This window comes from Marinomonas mediterranea MMB-1 (genome assembly GCF_000192865.1).
In the GTDB taxonomy this organism is placed as follows: Bacteria; Pseudomonadota; Gammaproteobacteria; order Pseudomonadales; family Marinomonadaceae; genus Marinomonas; species Marinomonas mediterranea.
Genome location: NC_015276.1, coordinates 1,436,456 through 1,453,274 on the forward strand (window position 1 = coordinate 1,436,456; position 16,819 = coordinate 1,453,274).

Sequence of the window (16,819 nt, forward strand, 5' to 3'; positions counted from 1 at the left end):
TCCACTGATATTATCTGAGTAGCTATAACAAAAGTTATAGCTTGATATACGAAGTTTTTGTAATGAAATTATAAATAAATTTTAATAAAAACAACACCTTGTGTTGAGTGTGTAAACATTGGCATTGTCTTTGCCATGTTCTTCCTCGTTTTTTTAACTTAATTATAAAAATACGACACAACGAGGAATTTATGACTATCAAAAAAACTATCTTATCGTCGCTTTTTGTTGGCTCTATGGCTGTATCAGGTGCTGCACTAGCCGCTGAAACTCAGTTCATTTCTATTGGTACTGGCGGCGTGACCGGCGTTTATTACCCTGCTGGCGGTTCTATCTGCCGCATGTTAAATAAAGGCCGTAAAGAGCATGGTATCCGTTGTTCTGTTGAATCTACAGGTGGCTCTGGTTACAACGTAAACAGTATCCGCGCTGGAGAATTGGAATTTGGCGTTGCGCAATCTGATGTTCAAGCGGATGCTTTGTCTGGTAAAGGCCAGTTTAATAACAACCCTTATCCGAAACTACGCTCTGTTTTCTCTCTTCACCCAGAACCGATTCACATGATGGCACGTGCCGACTCTGGTATTTCTTCACTTGATGATTTTGTTGGTAAGCGCGTGAATATCGGTAATCCGGGCTCTGGTAACCGATCTATGATGGAAATGCTGATGAAGGAAAAAGGTTGGACCAAAGACAACTTTGCTTTCGCAGCAGAACTTAAATCTTCAGAAATGGCACAAGCGATCTGTGATGATAAGTTTGATGTGACTATCTTCGTTGCAGGATTGCCAAACGGTTCCGCTCAAGAAGCAACCACGACGTGTGATATTAAACTGATTCCAATGACGGATTCAGCGTCTATGTCTGTTATCGAAAAGAATGGCGCGTATTCTCAAGCGATCATCCCAGGCGGCATGTATGCGGGCAACCCAAATGATGTACCGACATTTGGTCCGAAAGCAACGATTGTAACGTCAACAGATGTGTCTGATGAAGTGGTTTACCGTTTAACAAAATCTGTCTTCGAAAACCTAGAGTCTTTCAAACGTTTGCATCCAGCATTTGCACGTTTGCAGCCTGTTGAAATGGTTCACACGTCTCTAGTCGCACCGCTACACCCAGGTGCTGAAAAATACTACCGCGAAGCGGATTTAATGAAATAGCCTGATTGGGCTGTTTCGCTAGGGGTGATATGTACCGCCTCTAGTTTCCTTACTAAAACGTCGGCGTTTGTCGACGTTTTCTCTTTTATTTGTGTTTACCGGAGTTCCGTATGTCTACGACTACTTCTGAACCTGCTTCTAATGACAAGCTTGAAGAGCTGGTGGCCGAAGCGGATACAGGCAAGCGTGTACCGACAGGGAAGGTCGCACTGTCGTTACTTTTTGTCTTACCGTTGTGTTGGTCATTGTTTCAGCTATGGATTGGCTCACCTCTGCCTTCTCAGTTTGGTATTGGTTTTCTAAATGACACCCAATCTCGTGCACTTCATTTGGCTTTTGCTGTGTTACTGGCTTTCTTGGCATTTCCTGCTTTCAGTAAGAGTCCAACATTAAAAATACCGGTGCTTGATTATCTTTTTGCGTTTGCAGCCGCGTTTTGCGCGTCTTATTTGTTTCTTTTTTATGATGATCTAGCCATGCGTCCTGGCTTGCCAACGACGTTAGATTTGGTCGTGTCTACATTGGGACTGGTTCTTACCTTGGAAGCGGCTCGTCGTTCATTAGGACCGCCGTTGGCGATCGTCGCTATTATTTTCCTTTTATATGTATTTTTTGGTGACGCATCTTGGTTGCCGGAAGTGATTCGCTGGAAAGGCGCTTCACTCGAAAAAGCCATGACGCATATGTGGTTGACGACAGAAGGTGTTTTTGGCATCGCGTTGGGGGTTTCTTCTGGGTTCGTATTTCTGTTCGTTTTATTTGGTGCTCTGCTTAATCAGGCTGGAGCCGGAAATTACTTTATACAAGTCGCGTTTTCTTTATTAGGGCACATGCGTGGTGGCCCTGCAAAAGCGGCTGTTTTATCGTCGGCAATGACCGGGCTTATTTCGGGCTCATCCATTGCGAACGTTGTCACGACGGGAACCTTTACTATTCCATTAATGAAGAAGGTCGGTTTTAGCCCTGAAAAAGCAGGCGCGGTCGAAGTTTCGTCTTCTGTAAACGGTGTCATCATGCCGCCAGTGATGGGCGCGGTTGCTTTTTTGATGGTTGAATACGTAGGTATTCCTTATATTGAGGTGGTTAAGCACGCCTTTCTTCCCGCGACCATATCGTACATCGCCCTGTTGTACATTGTTCATTTAGAAGCGATGAAAGCAGACATGAAAGGTCTGCCTCGCTCTACGCCTGCACGCCGTTTTTCTGAGCAACTGATTCGCACGGGTATCATCGTTTCGAGTATGTTGATCGTCCTCGGCGCGCTTTACTATTTGATTGTTGCGATCAAATGGCTGATGGGTGATTTTGCTCATATCGCGCTTGTGATGTTGGTTGTAGGTGGCTATTTCGGTTTGCTTTTTGTGTCGTCAAAAAGTGTTGATTTGGACTTGGATACAGCAGGTGGAAAAATTGAAAAACTGCCAATTTTCGCTGATATCTATAAGTCTGGTTTGTATTACTTAGTGCCTTTGGTCGTACTAGTTTGGTTCTTGATGGTTGAGCGTAAGTCGCCAGGTCTGTCGGCGTTCTGGGCTTGTATGCTGATGGCGTTTATCTTGTTTACGCAGAAACCCTTAAAAGCTTGGTTTAGACAAAAAGGGAAGCAAAGTAGTGTGTCCGGTCTTTCTTCTGAGTGGAAGTCGGGATTGGTTGATCTGGTCGACGGCCTTAATACGGGCGCTCGCAATATGATTGGTATTGGCGTGGCGACGGCTACTGCTGGCATCATCGTAGGGACGGTCACACTCACAGGTGTCGGTCAGGTTATGGCGGAGTTTGTCGAGCTAATATCTGGCGGCGTATTAATCATTATGCTACTTATGGTGGCCTTGATTTCGCTTGTTTTGGGCATGGGCTTACCGACGACAGCAAACTATATTGTTGTTTCATCGCTCATGGCGAGTGTCGTGGTTGAGTTAGGTGCTCAATCTGGCTTAATCGTGCCAATGATTGCCGTCCATATGTTCGTATTTTACTTCGGTATTATGGCGGATGTTACCCCTCCAGTTGGGCTTGCTTCCTTTGCTGCGGCGGCCGTATCGGGCGGGGACCCTATTAAAACTGGATTTACCGCGTTCTTTTACTCGATGCGTACCGCGTTACTGCCATTTTTATTCATCTTCAATACGGATCTTTTGTTGATTGATGTAACCTGGTGGCAAGCCATTTTCGTATTTATCGTGTCATTGACCGCCATGCTTGTATTTGCTGCTGCGACTCAAGGCTACTTTTTTACCCGCAGTAAATTATGGGAAAGCGCTGTGCTGATTCTTGTTGCATTTACTCTGTTTAGACCGGGATTTTGGTTGGATCAAGTCGAAGCGCCTTATAGCCATTTTAAAGGCAGCGAGATGGTGGCGTACATTGACGCTAACCCAAGTGCATCAGAGATTCGACTTTCTGTAGAAGGAGAGAATCTAGAAGGGCGTTGGGTCGAAAAGACCGTGAACCTACCTTTGAGTACTGCGGGTTCTGCTGCGGACCGACTTTATCAGGGTGCTGGCTTAGAAGTGCGTAATGAAGATGGAAAGACCTATATCGACAATATGAACTTTGGCAGTCCAGCAGAAAAACAAAAACTGGATTTTGATTGGGAAATCACGGGCGTTGAGGTTGAAAACAATCGACCTGCGAAAGAGTGGTTCTTTATTCCTGCCTTCATACTATTAGCTTGGGTTGCAATGCGTCAGCGTAAACGCGCGTAAATGCATTTTAGATAACCTCAGAAAACCTCTTTGAAAGTATAAGCACATGGAAGTCTTATACTTTCCTTTTTTAGTTTAGAGATCTTTGCTCGACGACTTTGCTTGCCTTCTTTGCTCTCTAATATGGCGTTAAAAATGGGCTCAAAGAGCTTAGCCATAGACTCAGCCTTTTCATCTATTTTAGTGTCGTATTGAGAGGTCGTGCAAAAGCCTCCCATTAGTTGAGACTTAAGCTTTCCTAAAGGTTTCATTGTTACAGTGACTTTCGCTAACCTCAACTAAGGAAGAGAATCATGCCCCGTTACCGTCACTTTGCCGATTTTAAGCGTCTTGTTAAACATGCAAATAGTCACTTTGAAACACACCTTAGAAGTGGAATTCATGATTTGATAGAAGTGCTTCAGGATGAAAACTGCAACTTGACACGGGTTCAAGAAGCGTTGAGTCAAGTTAACGCGACTCGTATTCGAAAATACCGTGAGGCGCTGTGGTTTTTGCAAGCATCCTACCCAGGATTGAAGCTGCGCACATTAAATATCGGAGAGAAAGGTAAGGCCGAAGCGGTTAAGTTTTCTAGAATGCCTTTGACTGCTGCTTACGATCCAGCAGCAATACCACCAGTAAGACATAACCCTCCTTCAAACGCTTTGGGTAAAACGGTTGAAGAGTGGTTGATCAACTATACTGGTAGCGTGTTGATTGTTGCAGTGCACCTGTCGAAGTACATTCAAAATATGGATGACGTTTTTAATGAACGTAGCGTGCGTGATCATATGAAGTCGGTCTTACGCATAGGTAATTTAACGGGCGCTGAATTAGCGTGCCTTCATATAAAAACCAAACCATTGTGTGATGAACTGGAAGTAGAAGCTCGACACTATGGTGCAAGGCGCCATAATTTTCTGACTCCGAGGTATCACATGGGAACCACTCATGCAGGTTTTAGAGCACTGTGTACTGGTAAAGACGCGGTAGTAGTGATGGGGTTTGATGCCAATATATGCGTAAACGCCAACCTGTTTGGAACGAATGAACCGGCGGCAGGTGGTGTCGGAGTAGCAACGCCATTAACCGCGATTGCTGATGTGGTGACATCTCGTTCGGTTTTAGTAACGGATGGTGTGATATGCCCAGCAATGGGCGGGAGAGAGTGGGGGCCTTTATATTTGACGTAGCCTTTAGTCTATCAGGTGTTGCTTGTTCATACCTTTCCTAATGGTATTACGTTGAAATGCTGAGTTAAAAGTATTGCCGAGCTCCCTTTAGAGTAGGTGTCATTTTATGACTTCTGCTCTAAGCTCTATTTTACACTTCACTCAGCTTACTTTGTTTAGGAGCTTGTCTATTATGATTAGCTTGTTTACCTCTTAAATAGCTTCGTTCTTATCCCTTTTATCCCTATCGTTTTTTATCACCAAGATATTACCGCCAAGTATAGATCGAAATATTGAGTGGTCGCTTTAGACATACAAGCTCAGCTATTACAAACAGTGTAGGACTTTTGTAACTTTCTATAAGCATAATTTATGATAGGGCGTAGAAGAAAGGTATAATTTTCATGTTTTTTTACAACTTTCACTTTACTATCGTGCGCGCTGGGAGGCTACATAACGAGCGATCAGACTAGCTGTTAGAATTGAATCAAAGAATGGAAATAATAATCGTAACTTTTGTGAGGTAACTATGAACAAGAAGATCATTTCATTGATGTTGGCTTCCGCTATTGTGCCAGCATCTGTATTCGCAAGTGAACACTCATTATCTGGAGATGTGATTGCTAAGCAAAGGCAAGAGCTGGCGGAAAACACGTTTGGAAAAGGGTTCGGACCACAAGCGCCTCGAGATATTGATGCGCCATATGGTAGTAACAAGCGTACATTCTCAACTGCACCGAAATACCAGAAAATGAACCTTTGTAATATTCATTTTCATAAAAACGCTGAACATAAAGGTGGACAGTTCACAACGTTTGCAGGACAAGGCGATGGCCATGGTTACAATAGTGGCTACAAGTACGACGGCGTACTTACTAAAGCAGAGCTAAAGCCAGTTGCAGATATTTGTGACAGTAAGCATGGCGGTCTAGATTCAGGCGATACGATTGAAGTGCATTATGTATTTTCAACTGCTGACATTGAACCTGGTCCAACGCTTGGTTCATGTTTGAGCCCTGATGTCATCAACAACCCTCAATTGCGTGTTGAATCACAAGTATTTGTGGTTGTGAACGATGACAAGGCTCAGAACTTTATGGACCTTGTAGCGCATGAGAAGCAAAACGGCTTGTACCAAGCGACGGGTATTCCTAGTGACACAGGTAAGCCGATTGAATACGCGGGTTCTACAACAGGTCCTGGTTACAATGAAAAAGGTTCTCCATTCCAAGTAACGTGGAACGTTCGTCCACTTGTATCTAAAGTGAACATTAAAACGGTTGGCGAATGGTGTGAAGGGAACATCTTTAAGGAAGATCACGCTCATGGCGTACGTAATCTAATTACGAACCCAGAGCTTTTGTCTCAAATTCCTTAATTTGAACTTCTCAAGCTTCATACAGACTTTATAACAGTTTGTATGAAGCTTCTTGCATATAGATAGGCTTTAGGCATGTGCAAAAAGAGGCGATCTTAGACTTCAGTCGCGCTTTCCTGCCTCTTCTTAATAATCTGGTTGCGGTCAATTACTTTATTTCTGCCTGTTTTCTTCGCGGCGTAAAGGTAAGAGTCAGCTTGCTGGAACGTTTCGAACAAGCTTTTTTCCTCGTTGGCATAGCCTACCCCAATACTAATCGACAGCTCTTTTAGCCCCCCTAACGTTGACCTTTCAACGGTTTGTCGCACTTTTTCTGCGAGCGAGAAACACTCTTCATTGCTTCTACTTTTGACGAGAATGATGAACTCCTCACCACCCCACCGACCAACGCTATTACTCGCTACTGTGAGTTTATTTAGCAAAGCGGCAAAGTCAGCGAGAACCTTGTCGCCCACTAAATGGCCATATTGATCATTAACTTGTTTAAAATGATCGATATCTATCAATAGAATGGCATAAGGCTGTTTATGATTTATCCAGTTTTCTTCTGCGTGTTTAAATACATCTTCAATGCCTCGACGATTCAAAACGTTTGTTAGTTGGTCGATCATCGCATGTTGTTCAAGTGTGCTCAGTCGTTCGTGAGTTTTAGTATGTTCCACTCGCATTTGTACGACCGTCCAAAGCAATACGATATAAACGGTATGAGCGATGCCTATATTTAAAACAACACCAACCGTATCATCCAGTGGGTAGTGTTGAATCAGTGCGAGGTAGTGTCCGATTAAGGTAACTATAAAGGACGCTATTGTCACGATAACCGCTTTACGCACCTCCAAAAACAAATAGGCTATTACGTAATTCAACCCTAGCCATTGAGCTGAGTTTGAAAATAAGCCATTTTCTGCCATGTGGTGCCAAATGCTGCTGCTGGTCAGGTAACCCGCAACAATAAGGTAGGTAGTAAGATGAAGGGATTGCTCAGATGCCTTTTTTGTTCGACTTAATAGATAGATTGTGGCAAATCCTGCGATACATATAGGATAAGAGGCAGCGTCAAAAAGCGCGATGATGCCACTTGTATAATCAATAGACCAGATGGCCGCGAACGCACTCATTGCGAACAGGAGGAGACCGCGAAATACATGAGGTTTTAGCAGCGCAGCTTCTGTGGTTGAGGACGTTTTTCGAATAATATCCATAAGAATACCTAGATTTCCTAGCTGCTCGTTGTACGGGTTTTGGTAGAAGAGAGCGTTGTGTTTTTCGATTAATCTCGATAAATAAGATGGATTCTCTTTATCATTATGCTCTATTGTATCGAAATAAAGTGATATCTCAAAAACACTTGATTTGATAGTAGATGATCCGGTCATTTTGATTTTACGATATTGTATTTTTTTGTACGTTGATGAAGCGAGTGAGTGCTGATTATGAATACCGAGCATCTAAGTAAAATGAAGATACACTTCGTTATTCTGGTTGTCCTATGTGCGTTCGCTTTGAATTCCATTTTATGTCGTTTGGCCCTTGTTCAAACTTCGTTAGATCCGATGTCTTTCACAACTCTTCGTCTCATGTCTGGCGCCTTGGTATTGGCGATGTTAGTGGTCTTAACTAATAGAAATGAAATAAAAGGTAGGAGTGAAAATAGAGAGAGAGGTGAAAACAGAAGTGAGAACAACACACTTTGTTTGAACGCTGCTTTTCTTAACAAAGGATGGATTACGCCTTTAGCACTATTGGCCTACGCAGTGAGTTTCTCATTCGCATATGTATCGTTACCGGCAGGTATTGGAGCATTGCTGTTGTTTGGTGCGGTTCAATTCACGATGATCGGTTATGGCTTATATTCGGGCGAGAGGTTGAATAAAAAGCAATGGTGTGGCTTGTTCGTTGCGATATTCGGAGTATTGGTGCTCTTTCTTCCCGGTGCGTCGGCTCCTAGTTTAATCGGGAGTGCGCTTATGTTGGTATCTGGTGTTGGGTGGGCCGTTTATACGGTTCGAGGAAAGGGAGCATCGAACCCTATTCAAACGACGGGGATTAATTTTTTGAAAGCGAGCATCTTGTCGCTATTTATGTCACTACTTTTTATCTCGGAATTTACGTGGGACAGTATGGGCGCGCTCTACGCGCTATTGGCCGGTGGGGTGACATCAGGGCTGGGGTACGCGCTTTGGTACTTTGTATTACCTTCATTAAAAGTAACGACAGCAGCGACATTGCAGCTTAGCGTTCCAGTGATTGCTATTTTTATGGGAGTACTGCTGTTGGGAGAACAAGTGACGCTGCATTTGTTTTTATCCAGCCTAACAATACTGGGGGGCGTTTTTCTTTATATTTTAGCTGGGATGGCTCCGCGTGTGAGATAAACAAGCTTGGCTCTTTTGGTGTTTCTGTCTTTAGGCGGATGATAGGCTTCAACGATCCGCACGCTGAAGCCTTTGTAAATAACCTTCGCGAACCGTGTTACTTAGGCGTTAATGTGAATGTGCCTGTTGGGGTTACTGGAAGGTATTTCTTATAGAAGTCTAAGTAGGCTTCTTCGGGGTTAAGGTCTGCAAACGCCTCTGGATAAAGGGACTTTGCAAAAAATTGAATCATAGCACCATCAAGAATGGTTCGGCAGGCACCGTGATAGGCTGCAAATAAGCGGTTCTGTTTTATGGCAGACACACTAGACCAGCCGAGACGCTTTTTAAACCCTTCTAAACGCGCTCTCGCTATGTTTTCTGAAATGCCTTGTCCCATAACGATGCCATCACTGGCACTTGCTGATTCATACCCTGTCATGACAATGATATCTGGGTTCGCAGCAATGACCTGTTCTGGGTTCAATTTTCCCCACCATTCAATATAAGGTGCCGATATATTGTCGCCACCTGACATAGTCGAAATGGCTCCCCACATATTTTTGCCAAAAGTGTAACCCATGTCGTTTACGCCAGATGCGCCATACTCCACATAAATCTTTGGTTTTGCTAGGTTTTTCGCTTTTAAACGAGTCGATATTCTGTTGAGGTTTTCTGTGTATTCGTTCGCTATCTTTTCTGCGCGTTCTTTTTGTCCTGTAATTACACCGATGATTTTCGTGCTCATTACATGGCGTTGTAGTGTTTGAGCATTGTAGTCAATGACAACAATAGGGACACCAGCATCCTCTATCTTTTGCGCTTGCGTGCCAAGTGCCTTGAACTGCCAATCTGCAAGTAGCAGGACATCAGGCTTTAGACTAATGACCTGTTCGACAGAAAAAGCTTGAGATCCAATCTTCCCTATCGCGGGAATAGTATTTAGTGACGGGCGATGTTTGATGTACATTTCCCAATTTGCAGGACGTGCTTGCCATATGTATTTAGAGAGCCCAACGACCTTGTCATATGCTTGTTCCGTTCCAATGGCCATATAATCTTCAGGGTAGAAACCAACAATAACCCTCTGAGCAGGTGCGTCAAATGTTACCTCTCTCCCTAATACATCATGGATTGTTGTCTCTTTTGCCCAGATGCTACTGGCTTGAAAAAATAGGGTTAAGCTTAGTATTAGGTATTTAAACATTAAAGGCACACCGTTTCAGTTTAGTTAATTAAGATTTTCAGTTCAGATTTATTGCCTTTATGATAATGGTTCTTATATGATATTGGAAATCAATATTTCTATTGATTCTAAATAGAAATCTAGTAGTATTCTCGCAAATGGAAATCTGGTATGAACCAGATACTTTAATTCCCTCTTAAAATACTCTTGGAAGGAGAGGTAAATGCAGTTTGGTAAATGGTTGATGGCGTCAACAATTTCTGTGGTATGTTCCGTTTCAGCTCAGGCGCAGGTGATAACCGATGTTTTAGATCGTAAAGTAGATATCGACCTACCTGCAGAGCGAGTTGTACTGGGCTTTTATGCTGAAGATTACATGGCGATCGGTACTGAAGCTGCTTTTGATAAAGTAGTGGGTATTTCTCGCGACACATGGGAAGCGTGGCGCCCTGCAAGCTGGAAGCTTTACACTGAATATCGTCCTTCCTTAAAAGACATTCCTGATGTTGGTGAAGTTGAATCACAGACATTTTCTATCGAAAAAGTGTTGAGCTTAAAACCGAGTGTTGTTGTATTGGCGGACTGGCAATACAAAGGGCTAGGCATGGATGTTGATCGTCTAGAAGATGCTGGTATTCCAGTTGTCGTCGTTGACTATAATGCTCAAACGCTGGAACGACACCTTAAAAGTACTGAAATTTTGGGTGAGCTAACAGGTCAAGAAGCACGAGCGAAAAACATAGCGAACGAGTATGAAGAGACGATTGTTTCTGCTCAAACGCGAATCTCAGACGCAAACCTTCCAAAACCTCGTGCTTATGTAGAGTTCGGTAAAAAAGGACCTGATCAGTACAGTTTCACATACGGTAAAAATATGTGGGGCGCGATGGTTACGGCAATGGGTGGCGATAATATTGCTGCGCCGTATGTTGAATGGTGGGGACCTATGAACCCTGAGCAAGTTATCGCCTCTAAACCAGAAGTTGTATTTATCTCAGGCACCGAATCTGGCGCTAAAGGTAAAGCCATGGTTATGGGGCAGGGCATTGACCCTAAAGTGTCCGTTGAGCGTTTGAAAGGCTTTGCTAATCGTGCGGGCTGGTCTGAAATGCCTGCGGTGAAGAACGAGCGACTTCATGGTATATACCAAGGGGCTTCCCGTTCAATCTTAGATGCTTCTATGGCGCAGTACATTGCAAAATCTCTTTATCCAGATCTGTTCAAAGATGCGAACCCTCAGCAAGCGTACTTGGATTTCTATAAAAAGTATTTGCCTGTTACGCCAACAGGAACATTTGCTATCTCTATCACGGAGTAATGGGTGGCATGTAATTGACGCTCATTTATAATGGGCGCTAATTATACTTTGCTCAGAAAAAATTATGCATTCAGACTCTTTAGCGAGTGCAATACAGGACCAGCGTCGCAGTGAAAAGCGTCGCTGGTTTGTTATTTGTGCGCTCTTTGTTGTTCTTACCCTATCTTTCGTACTCGATGTCGCAACCGGGCCTTCTATGCTCAGTGTTGTTGAGGTGTCGAGAGCACTTCTGCAATTTTTCGGTTTACCTTCTCAGGTTGATGTGACCACGCTTGTTATCGTTACTGAATTACGCTTGCCTATCGCTATAATGGCCGTGATTGTTGGGGGTGTGTTAGGAGTAGGGGGCGCAGAAATGCAGACTTTACTTAATAATCCAATGGCGAGCCCTTATACATTAGGCATGGCTGCTGCCGCAGGCTTCGGTGCTGCGCTGATGCTTTACATCGGCTCACTAGGCTTAAGCTCTAATGTCGCCGTACCAATTGGTGCTTTTGTGTGTTGCATGTTGGCTGCTTGCCTATTATTTGGTCTGGCATCCATGCGACACATTACGTCCGGTCAGCTCATCTTATCCGGTATTGCTCTGCTGTTTTTGTTCCAATCCATGTTGTCTTTAGTTCAATTCATTGCCTCTCCTGAGCTTAGTCAGCAAATTTTGTTTTGGCTGTTTGGGAGTTTGTCCAAGAGTAGTTGGACAAATCTAGCCATTGTTGCTGGTGTGACAGCGGTAAGTATGGGTCTGTTGATGAAGGATGCATGGCGCTTAACGGCTTTAAGATTAGGTGAAGAGCGAGCAAAAAGTCTTGGTGTGAACGTTAATAATTTGAGGCTTAGAACCTTATTTATTGTCGCGGTCATGACGGCTACCGTCACTAGTTTTGTAGGGATTATTGGCTTTATTGGTATTGTCGCGCCTAATATTGCACGTATTTTGGTAGGGGAAGATCAACGTTTCTTTCTGCCTTTATCGTTTATCATTGGCTCCTTTTTACTTTCTAGTGCCTCTGTCCTTTCGAAGGTTATTGTTCCTGGGGCATTGTTTCCAATCGGAATTGTTACCGCAATTATTGGGGTTCCATTTTTCTTTTGGCTAATAATTGGACGTCGTCGGTAAGCATATGAATCGAAAAATAAGTGAGCGCGCTTTAGGTGCCAAAAACTGTTTAAGTGTCAGAGACTTGCATGTCAAAATTGATCAGTTGACGTTGGCAAAAGGTATGTCGTTTGATCTATGTCCAGGTGAAGTAACGGTTATTATTGGCCCGAACGGAACGGGAAAGAGTACATTGCTCAAGACTCTCTTTGGCGACATTAACAAGCAGCAAGGCGAGGTTTCTTTTCAAGGCATAAGCCTGAGTAAAAAAGTGTTGAGTAAATGGCGTCAGTTTTTTGGCTACATGCCACAAGACATCCATTTAGACGTTGAGCTTAGTGTACTTGAAGTCGTTTTACTGGGTCAGCTAGATGCACTTAGTTTGCGTCTCGATGAATCAATGGTCACAGAAGCGTTGAATGCGCTAGAACAGATAGGGTTGTTGCACTTAGCAAATCGTTCTGTGAACGCATTGAGTGGTGGCCAATGCCAAATGATATTGTTTGCTCAAGCTATGATGCGCAAGCCAAGTATTTTAATGCTTGATGAACCTGTCAGTGCGCTCGATCTGCATTTTCAGCAGGTCTTGCTTGATTATCTAGATAGGAAAACGAAAGAGAACGGGTGGGTCTCTTTGATGGTGCTGCATGACTTAAACTTAGCCGCGCAATATGCGGATAATTTGCTGGTCGTAAAGGATGGGTTGATTGTTTCCAGCGGTGCACCCAAGGATATTCTTACCCCTCAGTTGGTGAAAGATGTTTATGGTGTTGAGGCCGAGGTCACCGTTGATGGGCAAGGTGTCCCCTTTATTCGTACTCGGCGATCGAGCCACAAAAAGGCCACAGAGATAGAAAATAGAAACGTTGAGAAAACGACAACGATAAAGGAAACGGGAGTTTCAAATGTATATTAGAAGTATGACACTGGTTTTTGGTCTTTTACTTGCAACCTTCGGTGTTGCTAAAGAAATCAAGATAGAAATGTTGAACTACGGCCCAGAAGGCGGCATGGTTTTTCAGCCTTCTTTTGTTCGTGCTGAACTGGGCGATATAGTGACGTTCGTTCCGACACACGCAGGGCACTATGCTCAATCCTATGTAGTGCCGGAAGGCCAGTCAGCTTGGAAATCTACAATGAATCAACCGTTCTCGATTACGCTTTCACATGAGGGCGTTCATTTGTACTATTGCCCACCTCATTTAATGATGGGGATGGTCGGTATGATTCAAGTTGGTAAACCCGCAAACCTAGAGGTGATCAATGCAAAAGTAGGGCGTTTGAAGTCTAAAGTCGCTTTAAAGCCTGAACGTGTCGATGCACTGATGGAGCAGATTCAGGAATAACGAACCCTCTATTAAATCGAATTCCTGATTTCTCGAAAAGTGAGTTTTTTAAGTTAGTCAAGGCGTGTTTATGTTTCACTTTCTTGATCTAATGTTAATGTTCTAGGCAGGCGTATCTGAAAGTGTGCACCTAACGATGCGTCTTGCTCGACAACGCGAATATCGCCTTTTAACTTCTGTGATATAAGGTTGTAAATCACCGACAGCCCCAAGCCTGACCCACCATTGGATCTATTTGTCGTAAAGAAAGGGGTAAAGACATTTTTGGCAATAGCATCATCAATACCGACGCCATTATCTTGATAATCAATGACAAAATCGTCTTTCTGGATAAATACTTTTATATAAATAAGGTTGTGTGGCCGATCTGACTCTCTAAAACCGTGAATACAACTATTGTTGATAAGGTTGGTGAGTATCTGGTCGATAGACTCAGAGTAGGTGGTGATGGTTATGTTTTCCGGTATATCAATTGCGAATTCGACGCGATAGGGCTGATATATTGGCGTGAGGCTGCTAATTATGGATTCTATTAGTGTTTTTAAGTCTAGTTTTATCAATGCACGGTGACTTTGATCAACCGAAGTCTGCTTAAATTCGCGCACTAACGTTGCCGCTCTATGCATGTTCACTTCGGCAATATCATGCGCACTTTTCGCTGATTCGACGAATGCCATGAAGGTAGATTCGTCTAATGTTCCCGCGTCATAGGCGTTTTTTAGTTTATTAACCTCATCGCCTAGGATGGAAAGAGACGTAATTGCGACGCCTAACGGTGTATTAACTTCGTGCGCTACACCACAGACTAATTGTCCAAGTGCCGCCATTTTTTCCGATTCGACGAGATGGTTTTGTGCAGTTTGTAAGTCTTCGAGTGTTTTCTTTAGATCTGTATTTCGTTTAAGAATCTTTTGCTCCAGCTCCAAATTAGCATTTTTAAGTGCATGTTGAAGCTTGTTGTTTTGAGTAGCAAGAATGACTCTCCCAAATATGTCGGCGAGGGCAATAGCAAATTGAATGTCATCGTTATCAAACTCAGGTTGATGTGCCTGTCGCCTACCTTGAATGAGTCCAACCATCTGACCTTTGTAAAAAACGGGCGTTAAGATAAGAGTATGATTGACTAGGTCAATATTAGAGACCCAATACGCACTGGTTAATTGGGCTCTATCAAGTGTTAGGTAGGGGAGGTTATTGAGTGAGTCGATCAGAGCCTGAACTTGTGTTTCATCCATCGACGAAAATGGCGAAGGTGACGAATCATGGTTATCTAAAATAAATGAACATACCATAGAGCCGTTATCATCTAACAACCAAATACTGCCATCTTTAAGATAACTCGCTCTTACATAAGCACTCAAAACCACGTTTGACGCTTCATGTATATTGCCTGAATCAATGACTGAATTTCGCAGTAATTTTGATAGATATTTTTGATGTTTCATAATCAATGCAATTCCTCTGGATCAGGGAATTTTTCACGTATTTTCATGATTGCATCGAAGTTATTAATGACTAAATCACATAGTGTTGGGTCAAAATGTTTACCCTTTTGCTCTTCTAAGAAATTCGAGATGTCATCATTGTTCCATGCTTTTTTATAGGACCGATTTGACCCTAGGGCGTCAATAACATCGGCAATGGCCATAATTCGCCCCTCCAAAGGGATATCATTACCTTTGGTGCCATTTGGATAACCAGAGCCGTCCCATTTTTCGTGATGGGCAATCGAAACCATCGCACCCATCCTAGGAAGGCCGTGTTTTGACCTACTTAGCAATTTGTAGCCTATTGTGGGGTGAGATCGCATAATATCCCACTCTTCATCAGTTAACTTGCCTGGCTTATGTAGGATGCTTTCGGGCACGCCAATCTTACCTAAATCATGCATCGGAGCTGCATGCTTTATCATATGGACATGTTTGTCAGGTAAGGTTAGAAGGCCGCCGATGTACTCACAAATATGAGCAACGCGTCGAACATGCGCTCCTGTTTCTTTTGAGCGTTCTTCAATGGCTTCACTTAGCATCAACATAAGTTCTTCTTGAACATTCTCCACCTCACGTTTAGCACACAGTTTTTCGAACGCTAACGCGAGATTAGCGGTAAATAGCGGTAGCAAACGAGAGGTATTGCTTTTAAGTTGCCCTGTGAAGTGGAGGTGTACGATAACGTGGCTAAACTCATCGGTCGAAACTTGATGGGTTACATAAGATTCTCCAGAATCCATGACCGTTTGATCAGAATCGGGAAACGCCATATTTTGATTGAATTGTGTTAGCGCTTCGCTTAACTCGTCTAGTGATTGGTCTTGTTTAATACTGCTGTTTGAGACGTAAAATTGATTTTGTGACTTCTCTGCATAAGGGATGTATGAATGGTAGCTGACACCTAAATGCAGGTCTGGTTGCTTAAGGAACGTGCTTAGCTCTTGTTGTGCTTTAATTAGAAAGTCATCAACTTTAGAATGCTTCAAGACAGACGCACATGATTCGAGCATCTGTTCAACTTTTCGCTGATTGCTTGCAATCACTTTTAAGTCTCGATATGAGCGTAACGAAGCAAATACTGACGTTCTTAATCGAATGGCAGTCACATCGGTCTTGTGTTTGTAGTCATTAATTTCATATTCTTGAATGACTTTCTCTTCAGGAGCTTGCCCCGGTTGTCCTGTACGCAATACCAATCTTATGTGTTTGTTGTTTTGAGTTTCTCGAATCCATTTCACTAGGTCTAAACCAGCATGGTCGGTTTCCATTACGACATCTATAAAGGCTAAAGCAATGTCTTCATTTTGCTCCAATATCGTCTTTGCGTCGCTCGCTGAGGTCGCTTCGAAAATTTGAATCGGGGCGTTATCAAAATGAAGGTTTTTGAGCGCCATTTTTGAAACAGAGATAATGTCTGGTTCATCGTCTACCAATAACACTTTCCATGGTCGGCTCGTTGCCTTTTCCTGGCTAAAGGTTGTTTCGGCGGCCTTTTTTTGGGCTAAGGCAAAGAGCGAATTTTTCATGTCGGGTCCAACCTATAAATGGATTTCTATCATTACTATTTAACGCATTAATTGTGCAGATAGTATGCACGATTTGCGTTCGTCACTGGCATTTGGCGACATT

General features: G+C 43.2%; 13 protein-coding genes. 9 read left to right on the forward strand and 4 right to left on the reverse strand.

Annotated elements, in window-relative coordinates:
• Window positions 1-191: 191 nt before the first annotated feature.
• The 4 genes from MARME_RS06495 (at window position 192) to MARME_RS06515 (ending at window position 6,400) form a co-directional block, all read left to right on the forward strand.
• Window positions 192-1,163, forward strand: a complete 972-nt coding sequence (locus tag MARME_RS06495; protein ID WP_013660467.1) for a TAXI family TRAP transporter solute-binding subunit — start codon at window positions 192-194, stop codon at window positions 1,161-1,163.
• A gap of 110 nt (window positions 1,164-1,273) precedes the next feature.
• Complete coding sequence (locus MARME_RS06500) at window positions 1,274-3,868, forward strand: TRAP transporter permease (protein WP_013660468.1); 2,595 nt, start codon at window positions 1,274-1,276, stop codon at window positions 3,866-3,868.
• A 293-nt stretch (window positions 3,869-4,161) separates the two neighbouring features.
• On the forward strand, window positions 4,162-5,043 hold the full coding sequence (locus tag MARME_RS06510; RefSeq protein WP_013660469.1) for a hypothetical protein: 882 nt from the start codon (window positions 4,162-4,164) through the stop codon (window positions 5,041-5,043).
• Between the two features lie 508 nt (window positions 5,044-5,551).
• Entirely contained in the window at window positions 5,552-6,400 is an 849-nt protein-coding gene (locus tag MARME_RS06515) for a delta-class carbonic anhydrase (protein ID WP_013660470.1), read from the forward strand.
• Between the two features lie 95 nt (window positions 6,401-6,495).
• Here the strand turns inward: MARME_RS06515 and MARME_RS06520 are convergent, their stop codons facing one another.
• Window positions 6,496-7,602 (reverse strand): GGDEF domain-containing protein, encoded by a 1,107-nt coding sequence (locus MARME_RS06520; protein ID WP_148231007.1) that lies wholly within the window; start codon window positions 7,600-7,602, stop codon window positions 6,496-6,498.
• Window positions 7,603-7,833: 231 nt separating this feature from the next.
• Between MARME_RS06520 and MARME_RS06525 the strand changes: the two genes are divergently transcribed.
• The gene (locus MARME_RS06525; RefSeq protein WP_013660472.1) at window positions 7,834-8,775 is read left to right on the forward strand and encodes a DMT family transporter; all 942 of its coding nucleotides are present in this window, start codon (window positions 7,834-7,836) and stop codon (window positions 8,773-8,775) included.
• Window positions 8,776-8,872: 97 nt separating this feature from the next.
• Here MARME_RS06525 and MARME_RS06530 read toward each other — a convergent pair whose 3' ends face one another.
• Entirely contained in the window at window positions 8,873-9,961 is a 1,089-nt protein-coding gene (locus MARME_RS06530) for an ABC transporter substrate-binding protein (RefSeq protein WP_013660473.1), read from the reverse strand.
• Between the two features lie 202 nt (window positions 9,962-10,163).
• Here MARME_RS06530 and MARME_RS06535 point away from each other — a divergent pair, with 202 nt between their 5' ends.
• From MARME_RS06535 to MARME_RS06550, 4 genes are all read left to right on the forward strand, one after another.
• Window positions 10,164-11,258 (forward strand): ABC transporter substrate-binding protein, encoded by a 1,095-nt coding sequence (locus MARME_RS06535; protein WP_013660474.1) that lies wholly within the window; start codon window positions 10,164-10,166, stop codon window positions 11,256-11,258.
• A 64-nt stretch (window positions 11,259-11,322) separates the two neighbouring features.
• The gene (locus tag MARME_RS06540) at window positions 11,323-12,375 is read left to right on the forward strand and encodes a FecCD family ABC transporter permease (RefSeq protein WP_013660475.1); all 1,053 of its coding nucleotides are present in this window, start codon (window positions 11,323-11,325) and stop codon (window positions 12,373-12,375) included.
• A 4-nt stretch (window positions 12,376-12,379) separates the two neighbouring features.
• Window positions 12,380-13,270: an ABC transporter ATP-binding protein gene (locus MARME_RS06545; protein ID WP_013660476.1), complete on the forward strand. Its 891-nt coding sequence runs from the start codon at window positions 12,380-12,382 to the stop codon at window positions 13,268-13,270.
• Window positions 13,260-13,700, forward strand: a complete 441-nt coding sequence (locus MARME_RS06550) for a pseudoazurin (protein WP_013660477.1) — start codon at window positions 13,260-13,262, stop codon at window positions 13,698-13,700. The genes MARME_RS06545 and MARME_RS06550 overlap by 11 nt, the downstream gene beginning before the upstream one ends.
• 68 nt (window positions 13,701-13,768) lie before the next feature.
• Here the strand turns inward: MARME_RS06550 and MARME_RS06555 are convergent, their stop codons facing one another.
• Together MARME_RS06555 and MARME_RS06560 are read right to left on the reverse strand one after the other, a co-directional pair.
• Window positions 13,769-15,145 (reverse strand): sensor histidine kinase, encoded by a 1,377-nt coding sequence (locus tag MARME_RS06555; RefSeq protein WP_013660478.1) that lies wholly within the window; start codon window positions 15,143-15,145, stop codon window positions 13,769-13,771.
• Between the two features lie 2 nt (window positions 15,146-15,147).
• The gene (locus tag MARME_RS06560) at window positions 15,148-16,716 is read right to left on the reverse strand and encodes an HD domain-containing phosphohydrolase (RefSeq protein WP_013660479.1); all 1,569 of its coding nucleotides are present in this window, start codon (window positions 16,714-16,716) and stop codon (window positions 15,148-15,150) included.
• Window positions 16,717-16,819 lie beyond the last annotated feature (103 nt).